Here is a 26,687-nt window from a genome sequence, read left to right as displayed (position 1 = left end):
TGACTATCGGGGGCGCGAACCAACACAATTCCAATGGGGCCAATATGACAGCGGAAATAGCAATCGACGCAAAAGGCGTGTGGAAAGTTTTCGGTACACGCTCGCAGGAGGCTTTGAACGCTATCCACAGCGAGGGCCTGAGCAAGGCTGAGGTGCTGGAACGCTTCAACTGCGTTGTCGGCGTGGCTGATGCCAGCTTTGAGATCGAACGAGGTGAACTGTTCTGCGTCATGGGCCTGTCGGGTTCGGGTAAATCGACCCTTGTGCGTCATGTGAACCGTCTGCTGGAGCCCACTGACGGCCATATCTATCTGGATGGCGAGGATGTGATGGGCCTGAACGATGAAGGTCTGCGCGATCTGCGTAACCGGCGCGTTGCGATGGTGTTCCAGAACTTTGGCCTGATGCCTCACCGCACAGTCCGCGACAATGTAGCAATGCCGCTGGAAATTCGCGGAACCGGGAAAGCACGCCGCTGGGAAGAAGCGGACCGGGTGCTGGAGCTGGTTGAACTGAACGGTTGGGAAGACAAATACGCACATGAGCTGTCAGGCGGTATGCAACAACGCGTGGGACTGGCCCGTGCGATCGCTGCAGACCCTGAAATCCTTTTGATGGATGAGCCGTTCTCGGCCCTAGACCCGCTAATCCGCAAGCAGTTGCAGGATCAGTTCATGGACCTCAGTCACAAGCTGAACAAAACCACGATGTTTATCACCCACGACCTGGATGAAGCAATCCGCATCGGCCACCGCATCGCGATCATGAAGGACGGGCGCATCGTGCAGATCGGCACGCCGGAAGAGATCATACTCAACCCCGCTGACGACTATGTGGCCGACTTTGTGGCGGGGATTTCGAAACTCAATATGATCTTCGCCCATGCGGTCATGAAACCGGTCGATGAGTTCGAGGCGCATCACGGCGAACTCCCGGAGGATGCCAAAGAGGCTCACCCAGATATGGATCTGTCCGACCTGATGAACCTCTGCGTGGACGGACATGGAGTCGTAGCTGTGACGCAGGATGGCAAGACGGTAGGTGTTATTAACCGTGCGGGTTTGATCCGCGCAATTCAGGACAGTCAGGCGTAAGGACAACGATATGAAACATGTTGATACGCAACAGATCCAACCGGAAACCGCCGACCGTCTGAATGGGCTAATAGGAGATTTTGTTGGTCAGGGGAACGCCTATTACCAGAAGACCTTCGCCTATATGATGCAGGCCCCAGGCTATCGCTTTACATTAAACACAGCTGCAGCAATCCTCGGGCCGATCTGGTTTGGCGCACGCGGGCTGTGGTCGTGGTTTCTTGGGTTTCTGGTTTTGGAAACGCTGGCCTGCATCCAGATCGGTCTGGGTTTGTTCGGTGATCTTGGGCGCGAGTTCCGCGAGCGGGCCGTACAGATCGAGCAGACACTGGAGCTGCGCCGACAGCAGATTGCAGCGGCGGAGCAAACCGGGTCGACCACGTTGGAATCGTTGAAACGCGCGGCGGAATCACTCGAAGGAGCTCTGGCTGGCGCGCAGGAGGCCGCACGCACAGCGGACTCTACCGGTGTCACGTATCTGATTATTGGGATCGCCCTTCTGCTGGCAGTCAAGTTTTTAGCTGCTTCGCTGGCCAACTGGACGCTTGAAGGTCAATTCGCGCGCTGGCGTTCAGACCCAAGTGTAGCCCACGGCTGGTCTATCTCTCGTCTGATTGTGGCAACGGCGTTGACCGCTGTGGTGGTGATCCTGTCTATGATCAAATTTGCACAACCGGACGCGGTGGCTGTGCTCAAGACCTTCCCAACCAACCGGGACTGGCGTCTGAACGTAGGCGATGGTGTGCAAGCGGTGTTCGAGTGGACCAAGACAGCCGGGCGCGGCTTCTTTGATGGTCTGACCTATGGGATGCGCACCCTGCTGGACTGGATCGAGGTTGTGCTGGTCGATACCCCCTGGCCGGTCGTAGCTTTGGTGATCATCATGCTGGCTTACCTGTCGGCTGGTCCCCGTGTGGCGATCTTCACCGGAACCGCGCTGGCCTATCTAGGCCTACTGGATTTTTGGGAAAAGGCGATGACTACAATCGCCCTGTTGGGCGCCGCGGCGCTGATTTCGATCACGCTGGGCATTCCATTGGGTATCTATTGCGCCCGTCGCCCACGTGCTTTTGCCATCGTGCGGCCCATTCTAGATTTCATGCAGTCAATGCCCTCCTTCGTCTACTTGATTCCGGTGGTGGCTTTTATTGGATCTGGAAAGCCTGCGGGCGTAGTTGCAACCATGATTTTCGGTAGCCCTCCGGTAATCCGCTTTACCGTACTTGGCCTGCAGCAAGTCCCTGAAACTGTGCGGGAAGCCGCGTTGGCCTTTGGAGCAACGCCTCGTTACCTGCTATGGCGGGTAGACCTACCCTTGGCGCACAAGACCATCATGGCAGGTGTGAACCAGACTATCCTGATGTCTCTGGCAATGGTTGTTGTCGCCTCGCTGATCGGCGCCAAGGGTTTGGGCGAGGACGTGCTAGAGGCACTGCAATACGCAGCGGCGGGACAAGGAATTCTGGCCGGTTTGGCAATCTTGTTCTGCGCGTTAATCTTAGATCGGATTGTGGCCGGACGAAAATAACAATTGTGGCAAACGCACGATCATCCGTCTGAAGTTCTAGGTGTGTTTTCAAAGCCAGTAGGTGGCGGGCGCTGCCTGAAGAGCAATCCGATGCTTTGCCCATACCTCTCAAAAAAGGCTGAGAAACATCCGGTGCATTAATCTAAAGAAAAGTCCAATAGTGTCCTCGGATCAGTACCGGGTTACAACGACTGCGACCGCAGCGAACACCACACCAATCAAAAGAGCCTTTGTATTCATTGAAGAACGATCGGGCAGTTTAACCCGAAGAGATAGAGCTATAATCACGCCCCCCGTTAACCCGGTCGCGATTGAATAGAGCATGCTACTTTTGTCCGCGTTGAGACCGATTAATATGCCGACCGTAAGTGAAGCGACAAAATATGTACGTAACCATCCAGACATATGCCCGGGGTGGGTTTTATAGAGATAAATATTCACTCCAAATAAATGCAGCGAATAGGCCAACGTTCCTATGACGTACAGTTCAGGCGAAGTTGCGGTTGCTTGCATGACTGTAATGGCAAGCAAGCAGTTATAGGTTCCGAGTGCCACTGTATCCAAGCCAAGAGACAACCTGTTGTCGACCCCTATCTCGCGACCGGCTTCCAACAAGTAGTAAGCGAGAAATCCTAGCAGAGAGTAACCATACAGCGAGTGTTCCCATTTCCCGGTTGCAGCTAAACCGGCTGACAATTCACCGATTTTTGGCAGCAAGAATAGGAAAGCATAGCCAAGTCCGATCCCTGATGAAAAATCAGATAGCCAGCTTGCCGGGGCCGGGAATCTGCGGAAAAAGGACACGCAGAAGACGTGAACAGTACCAATGACTGCAATCGATGTTATCGCGAGGTATGTCGGCGCTTCGAACACGGCTAAGATCCAACGAACATATTACAAGCAGATGAGACACTCGTTGTGATCAAAAGCACAACCCAGAAAGTGAAGAAGGTGCGATAGCGGCTTTCTCAGAATGCCCACCGACTAGTTTTTTTGAGTACCGATCGTACTGAACGATCAACGGCAGCTTTTGTCTGCTTAACAGCCAATTATTCAAGTTTGCCAAACACGTGCCTCGAGCCCATCGCGCCCAATGACGCAAGGTTTGCCAATGAAAAAGAAGCACGGAAAGCGAGAATTACATGGTTGAAGGCGTGCCTTGAAACAAACACTTGTACAGGCGCTCGGCCTTGCCGAATTGAACCCGGTGCGTTCACAAGCGCATGGCCTTGTAACCCCCAAGAGAGCCTGGACCATGCGTCTCTTTCGGAAGCCTTGCTGCCAGTGAGTTAAATAAACTCAGATCAAAACGTTATTTGGCCTCAAAAACCATCTCGCCCTCGACGAACGTCTTTAATATCTGCGTCTCACTGACCTCCGAGATCGGAATTTCAAATAGGTTGCGGTCAAGCACGATGAAATCGGCAAGCTTGCCGGTTTCGATTGAGCCAAGCTCTTCTTCCGCAAAATCCAAGTATGCAGAGTTGATTGTGCGGGCATCAATTGCCTGCTTCAGCGTGATCGCTTGGCCCACCGCAGGATCGGGTGGACTCGTGTCAGCCACAGGATCGATACGGGTCACGGCCGCCTCGATCGATGCCAATGGGGTCTGCATGAACAACGGACCATCAGAAGCGATAACGACCCGTCCTCCGGCGTCAGCCACAGAGCGCATTGGGAAAACCCTCTGCGCGCGTTCCGGGCCAACCACGCGGTTGACGACATCGTTGTGGGGGTTCGAAAACCATAGTACTGGCGAGAATTCCGGTGTCAGATCGAGTTCTACCAGTCTTGGCATGTCATCTTCCGATATGAAAAACGAATGGGCAAGCTGGTAGCGGCCTTTCAGCTCGCCCAGTTGGTTTCGTGCGATTTCCATTGCGTCCAGAACAAGCCTAGCACCGCGATCACCCACAGTGTGGAAAACCATGCCTTTCATACCTTGTTCTTCAAACCGGATAATGTCGGCCACAAGTTCCTCTTCGGTGAAAAAGATTAGCCCATAGTCGCCCTGACCAGAAGCAAGAGGATCATACTTTGAAACCGCGTCAGATTGGGACTGTTCCGCTTTCGAGGCGTTCGTCAGGAAAGGTTCCAGCATCGCTCCGGTTTCAGTCGGAATGCCATCGATATTGACCTTAATAAAGGTTGGGTCCAGCCGTGGCGCGATCAAGTCTTGAAACGTGTCGATTGCAGCACGTTGGTCTTCCACGGATTGATATGCCCGCGTCGGAGAATCGTAGGTCCACGCCACACTAACCCTGATCGGAAGCCCCTCGGTCGTTGCAAGCCGATGTAGCGCCTGCACATTTATCAATTCGCTATGCATGTTTCTGGCAGATGTCACACCCATTGAGGCAAGCAAGTGTAGCACGTCCCTTGCGCCATCAACGTGGGTTTCGATATCCAGCCCGCGTAGAAATGGCATCGCGTAAAGACCCATCGCGGCCTCTTTCATGTAGCCTGTTGCTTCTCCTGTTTCTGGATCCCGCACAATGATCCCGTTCCGTGGGTCCGGTGTATCGACATCAATACCGCTATCGATCATCGCCGGTGTATTCAGCACTGCCTCGTGCCCGGTTGCAGTGATAATATAGGCCGGAATATCAGAGACTGCCTCATCAAGCCAAGTAGTGTTCGGTTCTCCATCAAACAGCTCGTTGGCCAATCCAGATCCAAAAAGGTATTCGAGATCTGGGCGCGCAGCTACAAATTCGCGAATCAACTCCGTTGCCGCTTCCGGGTCGGCATCGCCCGGGAGTCGGATCACCTCGTCAGACAATGCCGCAGCAACGTACCAATTGCGGAAATGAACATGGATGTCATAAAGGCCCGGCAATACCATCGCACCCGCAAGGTCGATCGTTTCAGTCTCGCTCCCAGCCAGCGCAACGACTTCTTCTGCTGAACCGACAGCAATGAAACGTCCATCCTCAATCGCAAACGCCTGGGCCCATTCTTGTTCAGGGTCGACCGTATAGACCTGCGCATTGGTGTATATGGTGTCGGCGGTTTGAGCGTGTACTGCCGTCGTCGCAAGGGCGATTAATGCAACGGGCGCTAACAGGAAGCGAAATGAGAAGGCCATGGGGCTATCCAATCATTGTGCAAACATTGATCCTCGCCAACGCAGGGATTGGCTGAACGGGACCCTCAAGCAAGCTTCCGAGCAATGCGCGCGCGCCCATCTGATGCACAGCGTTGAATATCTTGATACTATTAGCAACTTAAATTACCGCGATTCAGTTCTGAAATTTACCCTTGCTTTGTCCGCAAGCGGGGCCTTCAGCTCCGGGTCGTCGAAGGTCAGCTTTCCTTAGCCTGACCGCTTTTTTTCGCTTTCTTCTTTGATCTGAGAGCGGACATTAAAACAGTTAATCGCTAATAGCGGCAAAGTCTGCAAAGCTAGAATTGCAAGGCGCAGGTTTGAAGGCCTGGTTTGGGCTGCGGCGAGTTGCTGATCTTAAATTATCCCAAGATCCATCTCAGGCCTTCATCTTAAAGTTAGATGGCTGCTGCAATGGAGGGCGGCCGAGCATTTGCCAATCCTAGCGGTGCTGAGTCGCAATTTCTCTAAAGCTTCCGTTATCGATGTTGAGCACAACAATCTAGGAGATGGCTTATGGAGTTATTGTTAGACCAACTTCTTCAGACAAACTCCTAAGTATACCATCGTGACAATGCCAAAAGCGGAATATCCCCACAAACGGAAAATTGATGTTATATAGATAAATAGGAATATAAATTCTTGAGTTGTAGGTCATCGGCACCACCGCGCTATCTTGATTTAGGAGTTCCACATGCTTCGAGCTTTTGTTTGTTCTATCTCACTAGGGCTGGCATCATCGACTGTCCTTGCAGATGCTGTTCCAAGTGAAGAAGCCGCGGCAGGCTTGTTCTCAGATCAACCGTATTCCCCGTATGCCGAACGCACTTTCCCCGAGCGACCGCTGTGGGGAGACACGCATCTTCACACCGGGCTTTCGCTGGACGCAGGTGCTTTTGGGAACACTCTGTTGCCTGATGAAGCATGGCGTTTTGCAAAAGGTGAACAGGTTACTTCTTCAACGGGTCAACCAGTAAGACTGGCCCGGCCTTTGGACTGGATGGTTCTCACGGATCACACTGACCTAATGGGATTCGCCCCTGACCTTCAGGCTGGCAAGCCAGGCGTTCTTGCCGATCCGAAAGGTTTGGAATGGTACGAAGGTTACAAGGCAGGCGGCGAAGAGGCCGGCAAAGCGGCGTTCGATATCATCACCAATTTCTCGCAAATGACCCTGCCAGAAGTCCTTCTGGACTCCTACAGCCCGGGTGCTGACGCTTTTGCTTTTACATGGGAGCAAATCGTTCTGGCTGCGGAAGAACATAACGACCCCGGCAATTTCACGGCGTTCATAGGGTTCGAGTGGACTTCTGTACCCAAGGGCTTCAACCTGCACCGGAATGTTATGCTGCGCGATGGGCCCATCAGGGCGCTTCAGATGGTGCCGCCAGTCACGCAACCGCCATTTGGTGATACCGACCCAAGAACGCTGTATGCATGGCTAGATGACTATCAAGAAAAAACGGGTGGTCGCGCGGTAGCTTTCGCCCATAATGGCAACCTTTCGAACGGATGGATGTTCCCGACCGAAGACACCTATCACGGTGGCAAGGTCGACGAGGAATATGTGGCTGCCCGCGCAAAATGGGAACCCCATTACGAAGTCACTCAGATCAAGGGCGATGGCGAAGCGCACCCCTATCTGAGCCCCGACGACGAATTCGCGGATTACGAAAACTGGGACGTTGGCAACCTCGACATAACCGAGCTGAAAACCGATGACATGCTGGCCGGCGAGTACGCCCGAGAAGCCTTGAAGCGCGGTTTGTTGTTGGAAGAGAAGTTCGGCGTGAATCCATATAAGTTTGGCATGGGTGGCGCGACGGACAGCCATACGTCTCTGGCAACTGCTGAGGAAGACAACTTCTTCGGAAAATCCGTCAGCGTTGAACCTTCGGCCACGAGAATAAAGCATCCTTTCATCGCCAACGATCTTGGCGAAATTCCTGGCGACCTCCTTGTAGCTTCCGGGTACACGGCCGTTTGGGCGACCGACAATACTCGCGCTGCGATCTTCGATGCGTTTAAGCGGCGCGAAACCTACGCGAGCACTGGACCGCGGATTGGTCTACGGTTCTTTGGCGGATGGGATTTCCTCGACGCTGATGTCGAAACTCGCTTCCTTGCGGATGTGGGCTACACAAAAGGTGTTCCAATGGGTTCGGATCTGCGACCTCGCGAGGGTGAAGGTCCACCCACATTCCTGATCGCTGCTCTGCGCGACCCGGTCGGGGCCAACCTGGATCGTGTACAGGTGATAAAGGGATGGCTCGATTCCGAAGGTGCTTTGCAGGAAAACGTCTATGACGTGGCATGGTCGGACAACCGTGTTGCCGATCAAAACGGCAAGATCCCTGCGGTTGGGAATACCGTGGATCTGGAAACCGCCAGCTGGACCAATACAATTGGAACCGCCGAACTGGTAACCGTTTGGTCTGACCCTGATTTCGATCCAAATGCGCGGGCATTCTATTACGTACGTGCGCTCGAAATCCCAACCCCACGCTGGGTGTTGTACGACAAACTGAGGTTTGGTGCGGAGCTGCCAGAAGATGCGGTACTTACGCATCAGGAGCGCGCGTATTCCTCGCCGATTTGGTACACGCCTGCAGAGTGACCTTACTTCGTGCAGATTTGGGGACCCAGGTCGCAATCACTAACTCGGGACGAACTTATGATAAGCGGCGCGCCTTGAGTTGCAATTCCTTGTGTTATTCAACTGCCTGATGCCAGCATAAAACATAATGCCGTATCGCGTTTCACGCAGGAGCCTTCATGCGAATAGTGAAAGAACCTCTGTTCCATTTCTTCATGATCGGAGCTGCCATATTCATTTGGTTCCACATAATATCACCAGATAACGACGCCGCTGCAGATCCGGAGACGATAACTATAAGCGAAAGTGATGCCGCGCTGTTAGCTTCACAGTTCGAAGCAAGGTGGAAACGCCAGCCAAGCGGTTCCGAGTTACAAGCTTTGGTCGACGCTTCAATTCGCGAAGAAGTATTAGTTAGGGAAGCAAGAAAACTTGGTTTAGAACGCGGAGATAGCGTGATCAGGTCGCGGCTGAGCCAAAAGATGGATTTTCTGACCGAAGCCATCGCCGCTTCAGTTATTCCAGAAGACGAAGATCTAGAGGCTTTCCTCCAACAAAACACGGACCGCTACGCGACACCCAATAAGGTCGCGTTCACTCAAGTTTTTCTTGGTGAAGAACCAAGTGAGACCGAGATTGAAAGGGCACTGGCCGCCTTGCGTGCGGAGCAAGAGACTTCCGGCTTGGAAAGCGCGACACTACTGCCTGCATCAATGCCCCTAACCGCGACACGGGTAATCGACTCGGTCTTTGGAACCGGATTTTCCAATGGTCTCGCCAATCTCGAAAAAGGCCAGTGGATGGGGCCGGTCCAATCGGGTTACGGCATCCATCTGGTGAAAGTGCTTGCCATTGAACCAAGCCGGATACCTCGCTTGCAAGAGATCCACAGTGTGGTGCTTCGTGATTGGCGTCGCGCCATGAGCGAAGATTTGGCGCAGGCGCAATACGAGGCTCTTGCCGACAATTATGAGATCACAGCACCCGATCTCACAGGTCAGGTCAAATGAACTTCATCTTCAGCTTGATGTTTGCTCTGCTGTTCGCGTGGCCCACGGGGTACGCCAACGCGCATGCGCTTGATCCGGGATACTTGGAAATTCGACAAATCACTACGGACACTTGGAGTGTCCATTGGCGAAAACCAGATGTGTATGGTCAACCAATGGCGATTGATGCGGTGTTACCGGATGGCTGTACACCCACGCACGGCCCTGACCCAATCTCCGATGGGCGAGCGTGGGTTTCTTCCTGGGTTGTCGAATGCCGTGCTGAGATCGCGGGCCAATCCATCGAGATCGACGGACTGGCGGCACAAAAGAACGACGTTTTGGTCCGTGTGCATCCTCTGCACTCCGAGCCTGCCACGCTTCGTTTCACCCCGGATGATGCCATCCAAAACATACCTTTTGAACAGACAACATGGTCTGTTTTCATAGCTTATTTTCAGTTGGGTTATGAACACATACTAGAAGGCTGGGATCATCTGCTCTTCGTCTTCGCCCTATTTATTTTGGTCCCTGATCCGTGGAGACTGGCGGGAGCAATCACGGCATTCACCTTGGCACATTCAATAACACTGGCACTGGCAACGCTGGGATTTCTGAATGTCCCCGGCCCGCCGGTCGAGGCCGTCATTGCGCTTTCTATCGTTTTTTTGGCAATGGAAATTGTTAAGGGCGGTGACGGGCGTTTTCGACTTTCAAAACAAAAGCCCTGGATCGTTTGTTTCGGATTTGGGCTTTTGCACGGCCTTGGTTTTGCAGGCGCTTTGGCCGAGATAGGACTTCCCTCCAACGATATTCCTGCAGCCTTGTTTGCCTTCAACCTAGGCGTCGAAGCTGGTCAGTTGAGCTTTGTCGGAGCTTTGGCACTTCTTGTCGCGATCTGGCGATTGATGGCACGTCCAGTTAGCCAAAGGGCGACTGTGATTGCCGCTTATGGCATCGGGTCGGTATCGATGTACTGGCTCATAGAACGTTTAAGTGGGTTCTAAAGCGATTTACCTCGATGTCGTTGAGGTGGTAGATCGGCTCAAGGCACTAGTCGATTGCGAAGCGCGCAAATTGACCGGATGCAGGTGCAACCGCGCAGAATAGGTTGCGAAAAAAAGCCCACTTCATCGCATGCCCAACGTTAGTTTACCTAAGCGGCCATAGTTGCTACATATCCAAACTGTGGATCGGGTATGGGCGTGGAGAACCTGCCGCGTTTGACGATTACCATGAGCCTTACTGGAGGGCGGCAAAATCACGGACATGGCCTGCTCCCGGAAATCATGAATGCAAATCTCCGGGTGCTTATGGATACTATGATTATTGGCGAGAACGCGCAGGGCCAGATCGGAAGGGCTACTATGCGCTTCGATCAGGTAATTGGCCCCTGCTATCGCTAAATAGCGAGGCTGATGCGTCGCCTGGCTCTCCACAGGCAACCTGGTTGAACGAAATTATTACCGCAAACCCAGATGCTTGCATTGGTGACTTTTATCACAAACCTGCCTACTCAACCGTTCCGAGGGGCGGTTCCGACGCAAAAGCACTTTTTAAAGTCCTTGCGGATTCCGGTGTTTTATTTGTGTTATATGGGCATAACCATTTTACGAGCGCACCGAGCCGACGGATGGAAATGGGAGGCCCGCCAAGGGTGGCACTATGAATTTCATCTCAGGCGCTGGAGGGAATACAGAAACCGATCGATTAGAACCCGCCGCTTTTGCGGATCAGTTGATCACCAATGCTCCCGGCGTTTTGAAACTAGATTTTTCCAGCGACGAGGTGACTTGGACGTATGTAAATGGTGAGAAAGAAACCAAAGCCGATGCTGGCAAATTTGCATATGAAAAAGCACTTTGAGTGCGGACTTGTTAAACAACTAACGTTAGCCATTCTATTTGAATTCATGGTAATTGCGGAACGCATACTTCAGCCAGCACCTTCAAACCCGCTCGCCATAAATGGGATAAAACAAACGACAAGCGATGTTTTACGGGTTTTACATGAAGCGATCTTTGGTTGAGTGGTCAGTTCTCCTGCGGACCAAGCAAACCATTACTTCAATCGCCGGATAGAGGTCGATGCCTACCAGGATCACGATTGGGCGAATGACCCCAGGAATGCTTTTGAAGTACTTGACGGAGTTTGGTCTGGTCATTCCCAAACGCCATCCCGCGCCACGGTGAAGCGTAGTTAATCTGACAAAACCTTTCAGTTGTGCTCTGCTAAGAAAGCCAATGCGTCTCTCTCGAAACGCGGCCACTCTGGGTCGTTGTCCGGCATGGCATGGTTAGAGCTTTCGTAGGCGATGAACTTCGCGTTGGGCAATCCCTTTGCGAACAGCCGTCCCTGATCGACCGGTTGCATCCTGTCTCCCGTCGCATGACAAACCAGGCACGGCACCTCAACCTTTGACAATGTTTGCCGGATATCAATTTGGTCGATCACATCGCGATACCGTCCCATGTTTTCGGGCGAGATCATTTGGCTCATGTCTTTTGCATATTGCCGCCGGGCTTCTTGGCTCGCGCTAGGCACAATGATCTGCGCCATCAAATCGCGTAGAGACGGATACTCGTCGTCCCACCCTGCAGTCATCATGTGTTTCATAGCCAGAGCCCGCGCCACATCCTTCGGAGACTTCCGTTTTGCTCGTCCTACTGGGAAACCACCGATCATAACAATTGCCGAGACCCGGTCTGGTCGACGGGCTGCAAAGGCGGCGGCTACAGCAGACCCCTGTGAAATCGCAAGGATTGGCGCGCGCTTTAAACCAGCCGCGTCGTAAACGGTTTCCAAGTCATCAACGAACCTATCGAACGTGCAAGTTTCTGCATCCCAGTCGGAAAGACCGTTGAGCCGTGCATCAAATCGAATTAGTTGGTGATGTTGCGCAACCGAAGTGCAAATTGGAGCCACCGCAGGATTGCGCCAGTCCAGTTCTAGATGTCCAATCCAACTTGGTGCTTTAACAACCGGGGATCCGTCACCCACTACGCTCCAAGCCAGACTAATGCCGTCATCAGTTTGACAGTAGCGGATTTCTTGTGTTTTGGCGAAATCAACTCGTGACTTTGATACACCTTCATCAGTGAAATTAATCGACAATACCTCAATCGGCTGTGCAATACCTTTGAGTGTCCGCAGTCCCTCTCTGTGCAATCGGTTGGCATAATCCGACCCGGCAAGATCGCAGAGTACTTTTGAGACCAGAATGCCACCGGGTTCAGCTGCCGCTTGGAGACGTGCCGCAATGTTTACGCCGCCTCCGAAGATATCTTCACCGTCCACAGTGACATCGCCTACATGCAAGCCTGCTCTAAGCTGAATGCGTTCTGGAACCAAATATGGATGGTCTGGCTCTCTAAGGTGGGATTGAATCGCGATTGCCCCTTCGAGTGCGTGACTCGCTGACGGAAATTCTATTAGTGCCCCATCGCCAAGAAGTTTGACCACCCGGCCATGGTGCTGTCCGACGATTGGTGTCACCAAATCGCGGTACAGCGTGTTCAGTGTTTTGAGCAGTGCCTTTGAGCCACCCTGCATCATCCGACTGAAGCCGACGACGTCGAGAGACAGGATTGCAGCAAGGCGACGTTGGCTCATGGTTATTTCCCGCAAGATTGCTCGAAAACTCTACCACGCCCATAAGATGTTAGAATCGATAACTTGTCAGAAGGCGTGTTTTTTGCTTCGAGATTACCGTTCGCAAGGTCTCTAAAAGTCGGAAAATCGGAGATACAGTCACGTAAAGTGCCTGCAGATACGTCTTTTTGCGAAAGGCCGTTTTGTCCGAGTCTCTGTCCTTGCCTCGATCTTGATGAGCTTACGCAGACGGAAGAACCGGACCTGAAAGACTGAAACCTCGAACCGGAGACAGCCAAGAACCGCATAGCGAAGACAGGCGTCATCAGACAGAAGCGCCCACATGACAACAGTGAGCGCAAATCAGCTAAAAGAATGAGCAGGTACTCCATTTCTCGCCAAATTGCGGCGTCGCTATCGACTCAAGGCGTTCCATGATAAACTTAGCGAATTTAGTGGGGGAAAATCCCGATGGAGTACTACGACCTCGGCGACTACACTCGTAAGATTTCAACGTCGTCAGATAACGCTCAGAGATGGTTTGATCGGGGCTTGGCGTGGACATATGCCTATAATCACGAAGAGGCGATAGTTTGCTTTCAAAAGGCTCTTGCCGCCGACCCCGATTGTGCGATGGCGCATTGGGGCATCGCGTATTGCATCGGACCTAACTACAACAAGCCTTGGGAAACTTTTGAGGACGACGAGAAGCCCGACTGCATCGCATTGGCAAGTGCATCAATCGAAGCCGCTACCGCGCTTTTAGATCGATTGACACCAATTGAACGTGCCTTGATCGAGGCGATCCCATCCCGCTATCCGAGTTCGCCAGACGTAGAGGATTTCAGACCCTGGAATGATGCCTTTGCTACCGCAATGCGCAAAGTCCATGCCGAATTCAGCAATGATCTGGACGTGTGCGCCGTCCTTGCCGAGGCTATCATGAACCGGACGCCTTGGCAGCTTTGGGATTTACGGACCGGGAAGCCAGCCGAAGGCGCAGACACGCTTGAGGCAATTGGCGTGCTCGACACAGCGTTCTCCTCTCTTCCTGGCGCATGGGAACATGCTGGGCTTCTACACATGTATATCCATCTGATGGAAATGTCCCCACACCCCGAAAGGGCGCTGCGCCATGGCGATGCGCTCAGCACACTGATTCCGGACGCCGGGCACCTACTGCATATGCCTACTCATGTCGACGTTTTGTGCGGTGACTACATGAACGTGGTGCTTCGCAATCAAGCGGCCATCGTTGCCGACAGGAAGTTTCTGAAGCACGAAGGCCCCGACAACTTCTACTCCGTTTATCGCTGCCACAATTACCACTTCAAGATCTACGGGGCGATGTTCCTCGGACAACCGAGTGCAGCGATAGAAGCGGCGGAAGAATTGATTGCGACATTACCTGCGGAGACCCTTCGCCCCATGGCCGACTGGTTCGAAGGTTTCATCCCTATGAAGCAACATGTTCTGATCCGGTTCGGACGCTGGCAAGAGATACTCGATCAGGACCTGCCAGTGGATGAAGAGCTTTTCTGCGTCACTACCGCCATGATGCGGTACGCGCGAACCGTTGCCTTGGCGAACCAGCACAAGATCACTGAAGCCGATGGTGAAAAGGTAAAGTTTTATGAAGCTTTGGATCGGGTGCCTGAAACCAGAATGCTGTTCAACAACACGTGCCTCGACATCTTGAAGGTTGCTGAGCAAATGATGCTAGGTGAGCTAGCCTATCACAAGGGAGAGCACGAGAGCGCTTTCGAGCATCTTCGCAGATCGGTCGAGATTGATGATGCGCTGCCCTATGACGAACCCTGGGGTTGGATGCAGCCCACTCGGCATGCGCTCGGCGCTTTATTATTGGAGCAAGGCCATATGGTGGAAGCGGAAAGCGTCTATCGCGCCGACCTTGGTCTGGATGCAACGCTTAGCCGGGCCTGCCAGCACCCAGGCAATGTCTGGAGCTTGCACGGCTTGTACGAATGCCTGACTCGGCGCGGTGAAACGGTTGAAGCGCCCCAAATAAAACTACAACTGGACAAGGCCGCTGCCCGAGCCGAAGTGCCAATCAAAGCATCATGTTATTGCCGGCACAAGGCTTTGGCAGCCGAGTAATCGGCTGCCAGAAGGACAGTCTGAGTCAAAAGCAACATCTACTTTACCCGCAATGCGGGCTTCAAATCGAGTTGGCCGAACGGCCGCATAGAATCCAAAACTCTAAAACGCAGCGCCCTAGCCGATTGCCGCTATGCAGCAATATCGTTGACTCTGCTCTCTCGGGTGTCTTATCGCTGTTGTCATGATGAAATCGTTCTTTGCACTCCAGGACTATTATCCTCAGCTTCGATAGCTGCGGGTGCTTCATCATTAGTTTCCGCTGCCCCTGACAGCGGTCAACAAACAATCGACCTTGTGCCGGGCGGCAAATTTAAAGGTCGAAAAATGAACAACAACAGAAGAAATCAAAACACTTCACTAGGTATCGTGGGGTTTGGTGCGTTCGGACAGCTTGCAGCCCTTCATCTTAGCCAGCACTTCGAAATATCTGCTTACGATCCGTCCCCAGACGTTGCCAAGGCCGCAAAGCAACTCGGAGTACGTCTGTCATCATTATACTCAGTATCGCAGGCTGACGTGGTCCTCATTGCTGCACCAGTATCCTCATTTGAGCAAGTTGTCAGCGAGATCGCGGCTGCTTGTAAGCCCAGCGCGCTGATTGTTGATGTAGGCTCAGTAAAGGTAGTTCCCTCGGAAATCATGCGGCGGCGGCTACCGAACGATGTAGACATAATCGCGACCCACCCCTTGTTTGGTCCTCAGAGTGCTGCGACAGGTATTAAGGGTTTGAAAATTGCCGTCTGCCCCATTCAGGGAAGGCAACATGCCAGACTTGCTGCGTTTTTGCGCAAGACACTGGGTCTGACTGTCATCATGACAACTCCAGAAGATCACGACCAAGAAGCGGCAGTAGTCCAAGGGCTCACGCACCTCATCGCCAAAGTGCTTCTGCGAATGGGACCGCTGCCAACGCGCATGACCACGAAGAGTTTTGACTTGCTGTCTGAGGCGATTTCCATGGTTCAGCACGATGCGCCAGAAGTATTCGAAGCGATTGAGAAGGCCAATCCCTACGCCGAGACCGTCCGACGACGGTTTTTTGATTTGGCCGCAAGTCTGAGTGTAGAGCTGGAGGCAGCATTTGATTACACCGCCAACAACAAAAACGGACGTTGAATACCTGTCGGATCTCGAACAACGCATAGTGAAAGCGTCGGGCGAACTGGCCTTTTTCTTTAAGGCCTTTCCAAAATGCATCCCGAAGGGTGACGGGTCCGCAATGCAAAACGGTTTTTCTACCATGTCTCTCGCGAAACCGAAAAAGGCCGATGCGTCGAAGCGGTCCACTTTGGATGTTTCGCGCAGGACAAAGGTTAGATTGTTGTAACGCGATGCGGCTTCTTACAGTTCATCAAGATGCACTGCTTTGCTCCTGCCTCGGACGGAGTAGATTCGCGTAACCGGGCCGCCCTCCGGCTGCAGCGCCCCCGCTATTGCGGAAAGCTTAGGACGCAAAGGTCAAATTCAACTGATGCCCAACGTTGGCAGCGCCTTCCGATGTCGAAAGTACCCTGCTTTTCTGGTCTGACTATGACGGTTGGATCAGGTTTGTGTGACATTCAACAGGAAAGTTGTGCGATACATAGTTTTACCCTCCAATGACACTTAAGTCATTGACTATTAGTCATTCGGTAATTCTTCGGCGTACAGGTTTTGCCGTTTGCGGCTCAAAAGCCTTCCACAACAAAGGTGCGTCTAGAAAGCCGTCACTACGTTAATTGCGGTGCAAGTTGGAGGAGCGTCCACGTCGAGCCATAGGACGAAATGAAGTCCGTCATCTGATCAAAAAATATTTACTCTTCAAGCCAGAAGACACCACGCGATGGGGTTTCAGAAGAAAATACAGTTTCAATTGAACCTGTTCAGATCATCAAACCATGTCCCGAGCTTAGATTGTGCCAAATTTTGGATTTCATCCTTCAATTCCGAAACCAATTTCAAGTATCAGCACTAGACTGTTACAGCCTGCAGCAACTCACCGCGTGTCACGTCTTCCCTGGTGCCGTTGCTTATGACTTCTCCTCGTCGCAACGCGATAAATCTGTCGGCAAGTTCATAGGCAAAGTCAAAGTATTGCTCCACTAGAATGATTGCTATTCCTCTCGTGGTTCTGAGGTGTCGGATGACTTCGCCTATCTGTTGGATGATGTTGGGCTGAATACCTTCGGTCGGCTCGTCCAACAGAAGCAGGCGTGGTCGTGTTATCAATGCCCGTGCAATCGCCAGCTGTTGCTGCTGACCGCCAGAAAGGTCACCTCCGCGACGGTTTTGCATCTGTTTGAGGACCGGGAACATATCAAATATATCACCTGGAATGAAATGTTCGCTGGCAGGCAGACAGGCATACCCCGTTTCAAGATTTTCGCGAACTGTGAGCAAAGGAAATATCTCACGACCTTGTGGGACATAGGCCACACCTTTCCACGCCATTTGATGAGCAGGCAGGACGCCCAGAATTTCCCCGTCCAGTTCCAGACTGCCGCCCGATCGCGGATGCGTACCTGATATTGCTTTCATAAGGCTGGTTTTCCCGACACCATTGGTCCCCATGACGCAAGTCACTTCACCTTGTCTGGCTTCCATGGAAATCCCGTTGAGGATTTGCGAATGCCCATAATGCAAAGTCAGATCTGTTAGCTTCAGCATTGTTTAGCGCCCTAGATATACGTCGATGACGTCCTGGTTAGATGTCACGTGATCAAGACTGCCTTCAGCCAAGGCGGACCCTTCGTGTAGAACCGTGACTTTGCAATTCAGGCGTCGGACAAATTCCATATCGTGTTCCACCACAACAACGGCACGGGTTCTGGCGGCTTGTACTAGCAAGTCGGTTGTGTGTTCGCGCTCCTGCGGTGTCATGCCAGCGGCAGGTTCGTCCACGAGCAAAAGTCGTGGCTCCTGAGCCAGCAGCATGCCAATTTCCAGCCACTGCTTTTGACCGTGGCTCAGTTCACCAGCTTTGCGGCTTAGATTCTGATACAGGCCGATTTCGACAGCCAGATCTTCAACTTTCTGCAAATCGTCAGTGGAGGTTCGATAGAAAAGCACGTGAAGCCAGCCACGTTTGTTCTGAAGCGCCATCAGCAAGTTTTCCTGCACGGTCTGGTCTTCGAAAACCGTGGGTTTCTGAAACTTCCTTCCGATCCCAGCCTGCGCGATCTTTGCCTCGGACAGCCCCAACAAAGATACCGATTTCTCCCCCCAGATGACACGTCCTTCATCGGGCCGGGTTTTACCTGTAATGATGTCCATGAACGTGGTCTTGCCTGCCCCGTTTGGGCCGATCACGGCGCGAAGCTCGGCCTCGCCGATCTGAAACGACAAGTTGTTGATAGCTCGGAAACCATCGAAAGTGACCGAAACGCCGCTAACCTCAAGCAAAGTGCTCATTCGATGGCCTCCTTCTCGCGCAGAGCGCCGTCATCCGGTCCCAGATTTGCCCCATGCCTGTCCGGGTGGCGGCTGTCGGTCCACAAGTCGAACAATCCTCCGATACCCTGCGGGGCGAACAGCGTAACCAACACAAAAGTTATGCCCAATAGCACCTGCCACCAGTCGACCCATTTGATCGTGTAAAATCCAAGCGGAATATCCGGGGCCTGTCCGCCCGTGAACCACGTGCTCAGAAGACTGACAAAAGCTGCACCAATTACCGCGCCATACAATCGGCCTCGTCCACCGATGGCGACCCAGACGGCCAAATAGATCGAGGCGATAGGGGCCATTTCCTCGGGATTGATGATGCCTGCTTGCGGGTAATAAAGCGCGCCGGCAATGGCTGCGATACAAGCAGTCAGGGTGAAGACGGCCAGCTTGAATACCTCGACTGAATAGCCAAGGAAGCGCACCCGTGCCTCGTTATCGCGAATGCCGCGGATGACCGAGCCGAACTTGCCTGACACGATCCAGGCTGCTAGCATATAGCCCAGACCCAAGGCCAGCGCCGAGGCCCAGAGGAACCAGATCGACACCACGTCCTGCGAGGCGGTGACACCTGGCAGGTTCTGCAGGCCGGACAAGCCGTTGTTCCCACGCAACCCGCTGTCGTTCTGAAACAGATACAGGGCCAGTGCCAACGTCATCGCCTGTGTCAGGATCGATAGGTATACACCGGTGACACGGCTCCGGAAAGCCAACCATCCGAAGACCAGCGCCAACAGACCCGGGACCAGCACAACCAGGATCAGTTGCAGGGTCAGGCTGTGGGAGAACGCCCAGATCAACGGAAACTCCGACGATCCGACAACGCCAAAGACTTGTGTTCCAATCGCGTCCACCACTTCGGACGACGTCGGTGGAATTTCGGCCTGTGCCAGCGAGTCGACCACGATCAGGCGCGTGCGTTCGTACATCAGCCACATGCCGATCATGTAGCCCCCCAGCCCGAAGAAGGCGAAGTGACCCAGTGACAGGATGCCGGTGAAGCCCCAGACCAGGTCCATCGCCACTGCGATCAGGCAAAGGCACAGGGTTTTGCCCAGCGTTTTGACGAAACTGGTCGAGATTACACCGATCCCGAAACCCTCGGACAGGATGGTTACGCTCAGGGTGAACAGGGACAGGATGGCAAGAAAGACCAGCACGGATGGGTTCTTGGCGATAAAGCTGCGTTCCATGGCTCAATCCCCCGCCGCGCGACCCTTGAGGGCGATAATGCCCCGCGGCCGAAACTGGATGAAAATGATGATGAAGATGATCATGTAGGTTTGGGCCGCGAGGGTGTTCGACGGGTTCAACCACTCGATCCCCTTCTGCAAGAAGCCGATCATGCCCGCACCTGCAAGCGCCCCCCAGATGTTACCAACACCACCCACAACCACTGTCATGAAACTTTGCACGATATAGTCGCTGCCCAGATCGGACGTGACCTTGGCGAATAGGCCAATCGCGACCCCGGCGATGCCGGCAATGCCGGAGCCAAGCCCAAAGGTAAGCATATTCACTCGCCCGGGATTAATCCCCATTGACGCCGCCATGCGCGAGTTCTGCGTTACTGCACGCATCTCAAGCCCTAGCCTCGTCCGTTTGATGATGTAGAGGAATAGTCCCAGAAAAATCAGCGCCAGAACGAAGATCGCAATGCGGATGTAGCTGATTGAAACCACGTCATTCAGCATCCACGAACCATCCAACCAACCGGGAGCAGTCAGCGGGCGCGCCTGCGTGCCAAAGATATTCTTGGCCAGCTGCTGTAGGGCAATTGAGATGCCGAACGTCGCCAGCAACGTCTCCAATGGGCGAGCGTAAAGCCAGCGGATCACCAACCGCTCCATAGCGACGCCCATCGCGAAGGTGACAGCAAAAGCCATTGGAATAGCAACCATGATCGAAAGCGTATGATCAGGGATAATCTGCTGCACCACGTAGCCGGTATAAGCACCCATCATGATGAACTCGCCATGGGCCATGTTGATCACGCCCATCACGCCGAAGGTGATGGCCAGACCGATGGCGGCGAGGAAATAGATCGACGCCAGTGAGATCGCGTCCAGCGTCAGGTCGAGTGTTTGGTTCAGGCCGACCTTCAGTTCGATCTGTTGCAGGGCTTTCTCTGCTGCTTCTGTGACCTCGGCAGATGGCTCACTGTAGGTTTCGAAGAATACATGCGTGTTAACTGCAGCGTTGACATCCGCCTTCGTGACCAAGGCTGGCACAGTCCCCGCCTCTGCCAGAGAGGTATACGCACGCGCGCGCATTGCATCTGAATTCAGCTGTGCGACGGGAGTACCACCTACACGACCACCTTCTATATTGGCCGCCAGTGCCGATCTGATATCTTCCGCCGAAACACGCGGTGCGGCCAGGTTTCCTGCAACGAGCAAGTCATATGCTTCATCAGACGTTAAGGCGTCTGACCCCGCTTCAAGAATAACGGCGACGTTCAGGTCCTGGGGCAATTCGGTAGCGGCTTGGCGGGCAGTGACGACCAACGGGTTCAGAGCCGCACGAACGTCTACGCCCAGATCGCCGGACATTTCTTCGATTGCGGCCACGCGGGCTGCGGCATCTTCGTCAAAACCAATCGTCAGCAACCGTTCCAGCCGCTGCTTTTGCGCCTTCAATTCTGCTTCGGGTTCATCCCCTATCGAAGCGCGAAGTGGCTCCAAGAGTGCACTTTCGGGATCACGTTGGATGGATTGCAATGCGGCCAGACGTTTTGCGCGATCCGGATCGGTCAGTTGGAACCGGACCAGAGCGGTCCCGATCATCGCGCGGATACCGCTGTTGGGCTTCAGCTGCCTAAGCTCGGATTTCTCAAATGTACCGACGACTTCTCCGGTATCGAAGTCGGTCAATTCATACGACCGCCCCTCTCCTTTCTGGCCAGCGAAGAACAGACCGTCCGACTTGCGCATCCACATGTTCTTGGCTGCCCATGTCTCAAGCATCACTTGCGCTTGGGGCAAGCCGCTTGACGCAATCGCATCAATCGCCGGTTTGACCGTCTTGCGCGAGCTTTTGGCGATGATCTCCTGATGCTCTTGCAGGATCGGTTGTAGACCGACCTCTTGAGCGTTGGCAGTCAGGCAGGCGCACAGGATTGCGAGGCCCGCAAGGAAAAGTCGTACCATGTGGTGAAACCCGAATGTCTTTTGTGGCAAGGCGGGCAAACAAACCCGCCTTGCGTGGTCTGTTAGTAGTTCGACAGGGTCTGAACGCAGGTCTTGGTCTCGGTGTTGTACATACCGCAACCCAGCTCTTTCCAATCCGAGACGAGCACAGCCGACTCCGGCAGGAAGTCGGTCCAGGCGTCACCCGGCACGACATCAGTCTCACTGATGATATCGAACTGGCCGTCTTCCTGAATCTCGCCGATCAGAACCGGTTTCGCGAGGTGATGGTTCGGCAGCATCACAGCGGTGCCTCCGGTCAGGTTCGGGAATTCCTGCCCATACATCGCGGCGCGCACGGCATCGACCTCGGTCGAACCGGCCTCGGTCGCGGCGTTTACCCACATGTTGAAGCCGATGTAATGCGCCTCCATCGGGTCATTGGTCACACGTTCATCACCCATGGTGGCTTTCCAGGTGTCCACAAATTCCGCGTTGGCCTCAGTATCCGCCGACTGGAAGTAGTTCCAAGCGGCGAGGTGACCGACGAGGTTGGTGGTGTCCAAACCGGACAGTTCTTCCTCACCGACCGAGAAGGCCACGACCGGAATGTCATCTGCCGAAACACCAGCCGCTGCCAATTCCTTGTAAAAACCAATATTGGCGTCACCATTGATGGTCGAGATCACACCGACTTTTTTACCATCCGCGCCCAGCGCGACCACGTCCGCCACGATCTTGGACCAGTCGGAATGGCCGAAAGGCGTGTAATTGACGAAGATATCTGCTTCCGCGATACCTTTTTGCTTCAAATAGCTTTCCAAGATATTGTTGGTGGTCCTGGGGTAGACATAGTCTGTGCCGAGCAGAGCGAATTTCTCGACCCCCAGTTCCTCCAGGAAATAGTCCGTGGCGGGGATGGCCTGTTGGTTCGGAGCGGCACCGGTATAAAAGACGTTTTTAGAGCTTTCTTCGCCCTCATACTGGACCGGATAGAACAGAAGACCGTTTAGTTCCTCGATCACTGGCAGAACCGACTTGCGGCTCACCGAAGTCCAATTGCCAAAGATTACATCCACCTCATGGACGGTTAGCAGCTCACGCGCTTTTTCGGCAAACAGAGGCCAGTCAGAGGCCGGGTCGACCACGACAGCTTCAAGCTGTTTACCCAACAGACCGCCCTTGGCGTTTTGTTGGTCAATCAGCATCAGCATGGTGTCTTTCAACGTCGTTTCCGAGATCGCCATCGTACCGGAAAGCGAATGCAGCACTCCAACCTTGATCGTGTCTTCGGTCGACAAGGCGGCGGTGGCCATGACAGCAAATACTGCCGATCCGGCGAGTGTGGATTTGAGCGATTTCATGTGATCCTCCTGGCGGGGCCGGGAGAGAGGGCTTGCACAAAGGCACACTCTTCTTCTACCTGATCCCCGCAACTGTTGTTGCGTTCCGTGTGGCGGTTGTGTTCGAGGTCCAATTCGCGCAGCCGTCACACACCCCCGGGTCATCTCCGCGGTGGCACCCATACGGTTTCTGCATCGCAGCAAGCTTGGCAACTTACCTTTAACCCAATTCGAAAAATCGGCGCGATGCGCCTATTTTTTCATCCAAGACCGAGGTCGCTGTCTAAAATTTAGCCGCGCGATGTCGAATTAAGCAGATTTCGACTCTGTAGATTAGTGTTCCGCCCCTTCAACAGAGAAACAAGTGGCACCAATCAAAGTTCCAAAGGTGCCCTATTACCCACGTTGCAGCCATATTGCCTATGCACAGTGCTATTCCACCGCGCGCTGCAGGCGCCGTCAGTTTGAGTACCAAGCAATTGGGTGACAGAACGGTGCTGAACAAGTTTCGCCAGTCCGGGTCTTATAAATGTCTGTTCCCCAGAACCAACACACCTGATCTTGACGCGGTTCTTCTTAACACGGCAGGCGGCGTAACCGGAGGCGACTCATTTCGACTTTCCGGTAAGGCAGCAAAAGGAACGGCGCTGACTTTGACAACACAAGCGTGCGAGCGCGCCTACAAGGCCAAGCCGCAAGAATGTGGCCAGATTACCAATCATCTGACTGTTGAGACTGAAGCCCGGCTGAACTGGTTGCCGCAAGAGACTATTCTGTTCAATGGCAGCGCTCTGGAGCGACGCCTGAAAATCGAGATGGCGCCAGATGCCGAGATGCTGATGGTAGAGCCGCTGGTCTTCGGCCGTATTGCGATGGGCGAGACGCTGACCGATATCCGTCTAAACGATCGGATCGAGATACGGTACCAAGGAAAAAAGGTGTTCCTTGACGCGATCCAGTACTCGGGTGATTGGCACAAACATCTGTCCAAACCGCATATTGCAAACGGCGCGGGTGCGATGGCGTTGATCGTCTTCGTATCGGTGTCAGCCGAAGGTCATCTGAATGCCATTCGTCAGATGCTGCCCGATACCGCAGGTGCAACTATGATCCGCAATGACCTGTTGGTTGCTCGTGTTCTTGCCGAAAACAGCTTTGCCCTCCGTCGCACATTGATGCCTATCTTGCGACGGTTGAACAAAGACGCGCTACCTCGATGCTGGATGCTTTGACATGAACCTGACCCCTCGCGAAAAAGACAAACTGTTGGTCGCCATGGCCGCCGAAGTCGCCCGCAAACGGCTGGACCGCGGCGTCAAACTGAACCACCCCGAGGCGATCGCCCTGATCACCGATGCCGTGGTCGAAGGTGCACGCGATGGGCGTTCAGTTGCTGACATGATGCAAGTCGGGGCCGAGGTGATCACCCGAGAGCAATGCATGGAAGGTGTGCCCGAAATGATCCACGAAGTTCAGGTCGAAGCCACCTTTCCAGATGGCACCAAGCTGGTGACCGTCCACAACCCCATTCGCTGAAAAGGAAACCAATATGACACGCATGCTTTTCCCCGCCCTGATCTTCGCTGGCCCGGCAGCCGCCCATAACGGAACGCATATCCACGCCCACGGCACCGATTATGCGGCGATGGGCGTTGGGCTGGCGGTTGTTGCGCTGGCTGCTGTCGCGCTGATCACAAAGCTGAACAAATGATCCCCGGGGAGCTGTTCCCGGCTGATGGTGAAATTACCCTGAACCCCGACACTGATGCGATCACTTTGATGGTCGCCAATACCGGCGACCGCCCGGTTCAGGTCGGCTCACACTACCATTTCGCCGAAACCAACCCGGCGCTCGACTTTGACCGAACTGCCGCGCGTGGCCTGCGCCTGGACATTGCGCCAGGCACCGCTGTGCGGTTCGAACCGGGGCAGGCCCGCGAAGTTTTGCTGATCCCGATCAGTGGTGCGCGCAGGGTCTACGGCTTCAATCAAAAGGTCATGGGGGCACTCTGATGCCAGCAAAAATCAAGCGCTCAGACTACGCCGCGATGTTCGGCCCGACCGCAGGGGACAAGCTGCGGCTGGCCGACACCGATCTTGTGATCGAGGTCGAACATGATCTGACCAGCTATGGCGAAGAGGTCAAGTTTGGTGGCGGAAAGGTAATCCGCGACGGGATGGGGCAATCTCAGACCACGCGCGCCAAAGGCGCTGTGGATACGGTCATCACCAATGCTCTGATCGTTGATCACTCGGGCATCTACAAGGCCGACGTTGGCCTGAAAGACGGGCGGATCGCCAAGATCGGCAAGGCGGGAAACCCCGATACACAAACTGGTGTCGACATCATCATAGGACCCGGAACCGAGGCCATTGCTGGCGAGGGTCGTATCCTGACGGCAGGTGGGTTCGACAGTCATATCCACTTCATCTGCCCGCAACAGATCGAAGACGCGCTGCATTCCGGCCTGACAACCATGCTGGGCGGGGGCACAGGTCCTGCGCATGGGACATTGGCCACCACTTGCACCCCCGGTCCATGGCATATCGGGCGGATGTTGCAGGCGGCGGATGCTTTCTCGATGAATCTAGCCTTTGCGGGTAAGGGCAACGCTTCGCTGCCTGCCGCGCTCGAAGAACAGGTCAAAGCCGGAGCCTGTGCCCTGAAACTGCACGAGGACTGGGGAACCACCCCGGCCGCCATTGATTGCTGCCTGTCGGTGGCCGATGCGATGGACGTGCAGGTGATGATTCACACCGACACGCTCAATGAATCAGGCTTTGTTGAAAATACCGTGGCGGCCATGAAGGGTCGCACTATTCACGCTTTCCACACCGAAGGCGCAGGCGGAGGCCATGCTCCGGATATCATCAAGATCTGCGGCGAGAACCACGTTCTGCCGTCCTCGACCAATCCCACGCGGCCCTTCACCGTGAACACGGTTGAGGAACATTTGGATATGCTGATGGTCTGTCACCACCTCGACAAATCCATCCCCGAGGACGTGGCCTTTGCCGAAAGCCGCATCCGGCGTGAGACAATCGCAGCCGAGGATATACTGCACGACATGGGCGCATTCAGCATCATTGCGTCTGACAGTCAGGCCATGGGTCGGGTCGGTGAGGTTTTGATCCGCACGTGGCAAACCGCTGACAAGATGAAGAAACAGCGCGGGCGCCTGCCCGAAGAAACCGGTGAGAACGACAACTTTCGCGTCCGCCGCTATATCGCCAAATACACGATCAACCCTGCTATTGCCCATGGGCTCAGCCACGAGATCGGGAGCATCGAGGAAGGCAAACGCGCTGACCTCGTCCTTTGGAACCCGGCCTTTTTCGGCGTGAAGCCCGAGATGGTTCTGCTAGGCGGTACCATAGCCTGCGCACAAATGGGCGATCCCAACGCGTCGATCCCTACACCGCAGCCGGTTTATAGTCGCCCAATGTTTGGCGCTTACGGACGGTCGGTGGAAAACTCGGCGATCACATTTGTCTCGCAGGCGGCCCATGCAGATGGGATCGGTGATACACTGGGATTGGCAAAGCAAACCGTCGCCGTCCAAAACACACGAGAAATTGGCAAGCAGGATCTTCTGTTGAACAACGCGACACCGCATGTCGAGGTCGACCCGGAAACCTACGAGGTGCGTGCGGATGGTGAATTGCTGACTTGCCAACCCGCCGAAACGCTGCCGATGGCGCAACGATATTTTTTATTCTGATCAAAAAATGTGCTGCGTTGCGGCGCGTGCAAGGCAGCAATGACCA

Annotated in this window: 21 protein-coding genes; 13 read left to right on the top strand and 8 right to left on the bottom strand. The window is 54.1% G+C overall.

The window, feature by feature from the left end; genetic code table 11:
• Positions 1-44: 44 nt before the first annotated feature.
• Both ACR0BI_RS18305 and ACR0BI_RS18300 read left to right on the top strand, forming a co-directional pair.
• Positions 45-1,094, top strand: coding sequence for a quaternary amine ABC transporter ATP-binding protein (locus ACR0BI_RS18305; protein WP_170392768.1), 1,050 nt, complete (start codon positions 45-47; stop codon positions 1,092-1,094).
• A gap of 10 nt (positions 1,095-1,104) precedes the next feature.
• Positions 1,105-2,622: an ABC transporter permease gene (locus ACR0BI_RS18300; protein ID WP_480562568.1), complete on the top strand. Its 1,518-nt coding sequence runs from the start codon at positions 1,105-1,107 to the stop codon at positions 2,620-2,622.
• 171 nt (positions 2,623-2,793) lie between these two features.
• Here ACR0BI_RS18300 and ACR0BI_RS18295 read toward each other — a convergent pair whose 3' ends face one another.
• Together ACR0BI_RS18295 and ACR0BI_RS18290 are read right to left on the bottom strand one after the other, a co-directional pair.
• Positions 2,794-3,495, bottom strand: a complete 702-nt coding sequence (locus ACR0BI_RS18295) for a hypothetical protein (RefSeq protein WP_170392770.1) — start codon at positions 3,493-3,495, stop codon at positions 2,794-2,796.
• 439 nt (positions 3,496-3,934) lie between these two features.
• Positions 3,935-5,710: an amidohydrolase gene (locus ACR0BI_RS18290; RefSeq protein ID WP_480562569.1), complete on the bottom strand. Its 1,776-nt coding sequence runs from the start codon at positions 5,708-5,710 to the stop codon at positions 3,935-3,937.
• Positions 5,711-6,422: 712 nt separating this feature from the next.
• Between ACR0BI_RS18290 and ACR0BI_RS18285 the strand changes: the two genes are divergently transcribed.
• The 4 genes from ACR0BI_RS18285 (at position 6,423) to ACR0BI_RS18270 (ending at position 11,179) form a co-directional block, all read left to right on the top strand.
• Positions 6,423-8,345 carry a DUF3604 domain-containing protein gene (locus ACR0BI_RS18285; RefSeq protein ID WP_480562570.1) on the top strand — a complete coding sequence of 641 codons (1,923 nt, stop codon included), beginning with the start codon at positions 6,423-6,425 and terminating at the stop codon, positions 8,343-8,345.
• A 194-nt stretch (positions 8,346-8,539) separates the two neighbouring features.
• Positions 8,540-9,334: a peptidyl-prolyl cis-trans isomerase gene (locus ACR0BI_RS18280; RefSeq protein ID WP_480878965.1), complete on the top strand. Its 795-nt coding sequence runs from the start codon at positions 8,540-8,542 to the stop codon at positions 9,332-9,334.
• Positions 9,331-10,320, top strand: coding sequence for a HupE/UreJ family protein (locus tag ACR0BI_RS18275; RefSeq protein ID WP_480888637.1), 990 nt, complete (start codon positions 9,331-9,333; stop codon positions 10,318-10,320). The genes ACR0BI_RS18280 and ACR0BI_RS18275 overlap by 4 nt, the downstream gene beginning before the upstream one ends.
• Before the next feature lie 658 nt (positions 10,321-10,978).
• A complete protein-coding gene (locus ACR0BI_RS18270; protein WP_170392775.1) occupies positions 10,979-11,179 on the top strand; it encodes a hypothetical protein in 201 nt (66 codons plus the stop codon).
• Positions 11,180-11,530: 351 nt separating this feature from the next.
• On the opposite strand, the gene ACR0BI_RS18265 is transcribed toward ACR0BI_RS18270, so the two are convergent.
• Positions 11,531-12,925, bottom strand: a complete 1,395-nt coding sequence (locus tag ACR0BI_RS18265; protein ID WP_480562572.1) for an alpha/beta fold hydrolase — start codon at positions 12,923-12,925, stop codon at positions 11,531-11,533.
• A 450-nt stretch (positions 12,926-13,375) separates the two neighbouring features.
• Between ACR0BI_RS18265 and ACR0BI_RS18260 the strand changes: the two genes are divergently transcribed.
• Together ACR0BI_RS18260 and ACR0BI_RS18255 are read left to right on the top strand one after the other, a co-directional pair.
• Positions 13,376-15,022 (top strand): hypothetical protein, encoded by a 1,647-nt coding sequence (locus tag ACR0BI_RS18260; RefSeq protein ID WP_170597602.1) that lies wholly within the window; start codon positions 13,376-13,378, stop codon positions 15,020-15,022.
• 165 nt (positions 15,023-15,187) lie between these two features.
• Entirely contained in the window at positions 15,188-16,141 is a 954-nt protein-coding gene (locus ACR0BI_RS18255; protein ID WP_480537050.1) for a prephenate dehydrogenase/arogenate dehydrogenase family protein, read from the top strand.
• An 834-nt stretch (positions 16,142-16,975) separates the two neighbouring features.
• Here the strand turns inward: ACR0BI_RS18255 and urtE are convergent.
• The 5 genes from urtE to urtA form a co-directional block, all read right to left on the bottom strand.
• Positions 16,976-17,671: an urea ABC transporter ATP-binding subunit UrtE gene (gene urtE / locus ACR0BI_RS18250; RefSeq protein ID WP_170392778.1), complete on the bottom strand. Its 696-nt coding sequence runs from the start codon at positions 17,669-17,671 to the stop codon at positions 16,976-16,978.
• A gap of 3 nt (positions 17,672-17,674) precedes the next feature.
• Entirely contained in the window at positions 17,675-18,415 is a 741-nt protein-coding gene (urtD, locus tag ACR0BI_RS18245) for an urea ABC transporter ATP-binding protein UrtD (protein WP_170392779.1), read from the bottom strand.
• Entirely contained in the window at positions 18,412-19,641 is a 1,230-nt protein-coding gene (gene urtC / locus ACR0BI_RS18240; protein ID WP_170424908.1) for an urea ABC transporter permease subunit UrtC, read from the bottom strand. Before urtC ends, urtD begins: the two co-directional genes overlap by 4 nt.
• A gap of 3 nt (positions 19,642-19,644) precedes the next feature.
• Complete coding sequence (gene urtB, locus ACR0BI_RS18235; protein WP_480562573.1) at positions 19,645-21,597, bottom strand: urea ABC transporter permease subunit UrtB; 1,953 nt, start codon at positions 21,595-21,597, stop codon at positions 19,645-19,647.
• 62 nt (positions 21,598-21,659) lie between these two features.
• Complete coding sequence (gene urtA, locus ACR0BI_RS18230; RefSeq protein ID WP_170392782.1) at positions 21,660-22,940, bottom strand: urea ABC transporter substrate-binding protein; 1,281 nt, start codon at positions 22,938-22,940, stop codon at positions 21,660-21,662.
• A 401-nt stretch (positions 22,941-23,341) separates the two neighbouring features.
• On the opposite strand from urtA, the gene ACR0BI_RS18225 reads away from it, so the two are divergent.
• From ACR0BI_RS18225 to ureC, 5 genes are read left to right on the top strand one after another with little or no spacing between them, the layout of a single operon-like run.
• A complete protein-coding gene (locus tag ACR0BI_RS18225; protein WP_480878969.1) occupies positions 23,342-24,151 on the top strand; it encodes an urease accessory protein UreD in 810 nt (269 codons plus the stop codon).
• Between the two features lies 1 nt (position 24,152).
• On the top strand, positions 24,153-24,455 hold the full coding sequence (locus ACR0BI_RS18220) for an urease subunit gamma (protein WP_223117016.1): 303 nt from the start codon (positions 24,153-24,155) through the stop codon (positions 24,453-24,455).
• 13 nt (positions 24,456-24,468) lie between these two features.
• Complete coding sequence (locus tag ACR0BI_RS18215; RefSeq protein WP_170392785.1) at positions 24,469-24,630, top strand: peptidase M23; 162 nt, start codon at positions 24,469-24,471, stop codon at positions 24,628-24,630.
• On the top strand, positions 24,627-24,932 hold the full coding sequence (locus ACR0BI_RS18210; RefSeq protein ID WP_223117017.1) for an urease subunit beta: 306 nt from the start codon (positions 24,627-24,629) through the stop codon (positions 24,930-24,932). Before ACR0BI_RS18215 ends, ACR0BI_RS18210 begins: the two co-directional genes overlap by 4 nt.
• Entirely contained in the window at positions 24,932-26,641 is a 1,710-nt protein-coding gene (gene ureC / locus ACR0BI_RS18205; protein WP_480562575.1) for an urease subunit alpha, read from the top strand. Before ACR0BI_RS18210 ends, ureC begins: the two co-directional genes overlap by 1 nt.
• Positions 26,642-26,687 lie beyond the last annotated feature (46 nt).

It is taken from the genome of Ruegeria sp. E5 (genome assembly GCF_056534105.1).
The sequence above is the reverse complement of the archived record's forward strand: the minus strand, read 5'-3'. Positions and strand labels throughout refer to the sequence as shown.

Coding starts and splice junctions, on each gene's coding strand:
- urtB (WP_480562573.1), bottom strand. CDS start 21,597: ATGGTACGACTTTTCCTTGCGGGCCTCGCAATCCTGTGCGCCTGCCTG.
- ACR0BI_RS18215 (WP_170392785.1), top strand. CDS start 24,469: ATGACACGCATGCTTTTCCCCGCCCTGATCTTCGCTGGCCCGGCAGCC.
- urtC (WP_170424908.1), bottom strand. CDS start 19,641: ATGGAACGCAGCTTTATCGCCAAGAACCCATCCGTGCTGGTCTTTCTT.
- ACR0BI_RS18275 (WP_480888637.1), top strand. CDS start 9,331: ATGAACTTCATCTTCAGCTTGATGTTTGCTCTGCTGTTCGCGTGGCCC.
- ACR0BI_RS18280 (WP_480878965.1), top strand. CDS start 8,540: ATGATCGGAGCTGCCATATTCATTTGGTTCCACATAATATCACCAGAT.
- ureC (WP_480562575.1), top strand. CDS start 24,932: ATGCCAGCAAAAATCAAGCGCTCAGACTACGCCGCGATGTTCGGCCCG.
- ACR0BI_RS18305 (WP_170392768.1), top strand. CDS start 45: ATGACAGCGGAAATAGCAATCGACGCAAAAGGCGTGTGGAAAGTTTTC.
- ACR0BI_RS18225 (WP_480878969.1), top strand. CDS start 23,342: ATGCACAGTGCTATTCCACCGCGCGCTGCAGGCGCCGTCAGTTTGAGT.
- urtD (WP_170392779.1), bottom strand. CDS start 18,415: ATGAGCACTTTGCTTGAGGTTAGCGGCGTTTCGGTCACTTTCGATGGT.
- ACR0BI_RS18210 (WP_223117017.1), top strand. CDS start 24,627: ATGATCCCCGGGGAGCTGTTCCCGGCTGATGGTGAAATTACCCTGAAC.
- urtA (WP_170392782.1), bottom strand. CDS start 22,940: ATGAAATCGCTCAAATCCACACTCGCCGGATCGGCAGTATTTGCTGTC.
- ACR0BI_RS18265 (WP_480562572.1), bottom strand. CDS start 12,925: ATGAGCCAACGTCGCCTTGCTGCAATCCTGTCTCTCGACGTCGTCGGC.
- ACR0BI_RS18290 (WP_480562569.1), bottom strand. CDS start 5,710: ATGGCCTTCTCATTTCGCTTCCTGTTAGCGCCCGTTGCATTAATCGCC.
- ACR0BI_RS18300 (WP_480562568.1), top strand. CDS start 1,105: ATGAAACATGTTGATACGCAACAGATCCAACCGGAAACCGCCGACCGT.
- ACR0BI_RS18285 (WP_480562570.1), top strand. CDS start 6,423: ATGCTTCGAGCTTTTGTTTGTTCTATCTCACTAGGGCTGGCATCATCG.
- ACR0BI_RS18270 (WP_170392775.1), top strand. CDS start 10,979: ATGAATTTCATCTCAGGCGCTGGAGGGAATACAGAAACCGATCGATTA.
- urtE (WP_170392778.1), bottom strand. CDS start 17,671: ATGCTGAAGCTAACAGATCTGACTTTGCATTATGGGCATTCGCAAATC.
- ACR0BI_RS18220 (WP_223117016.1), top strand. CDS start 24,153: ATGAACCTGACCCCTCGCGAAAAAGACAAACTGTTGGTCGCCATGGCC.
- ACR0BI_RS18260 (WP_170597602.1), top strand. CDS start 13,376: ATGGAGTACTACGACCTCGGCGACTACACTCGTAAGATTTCAACGTCG.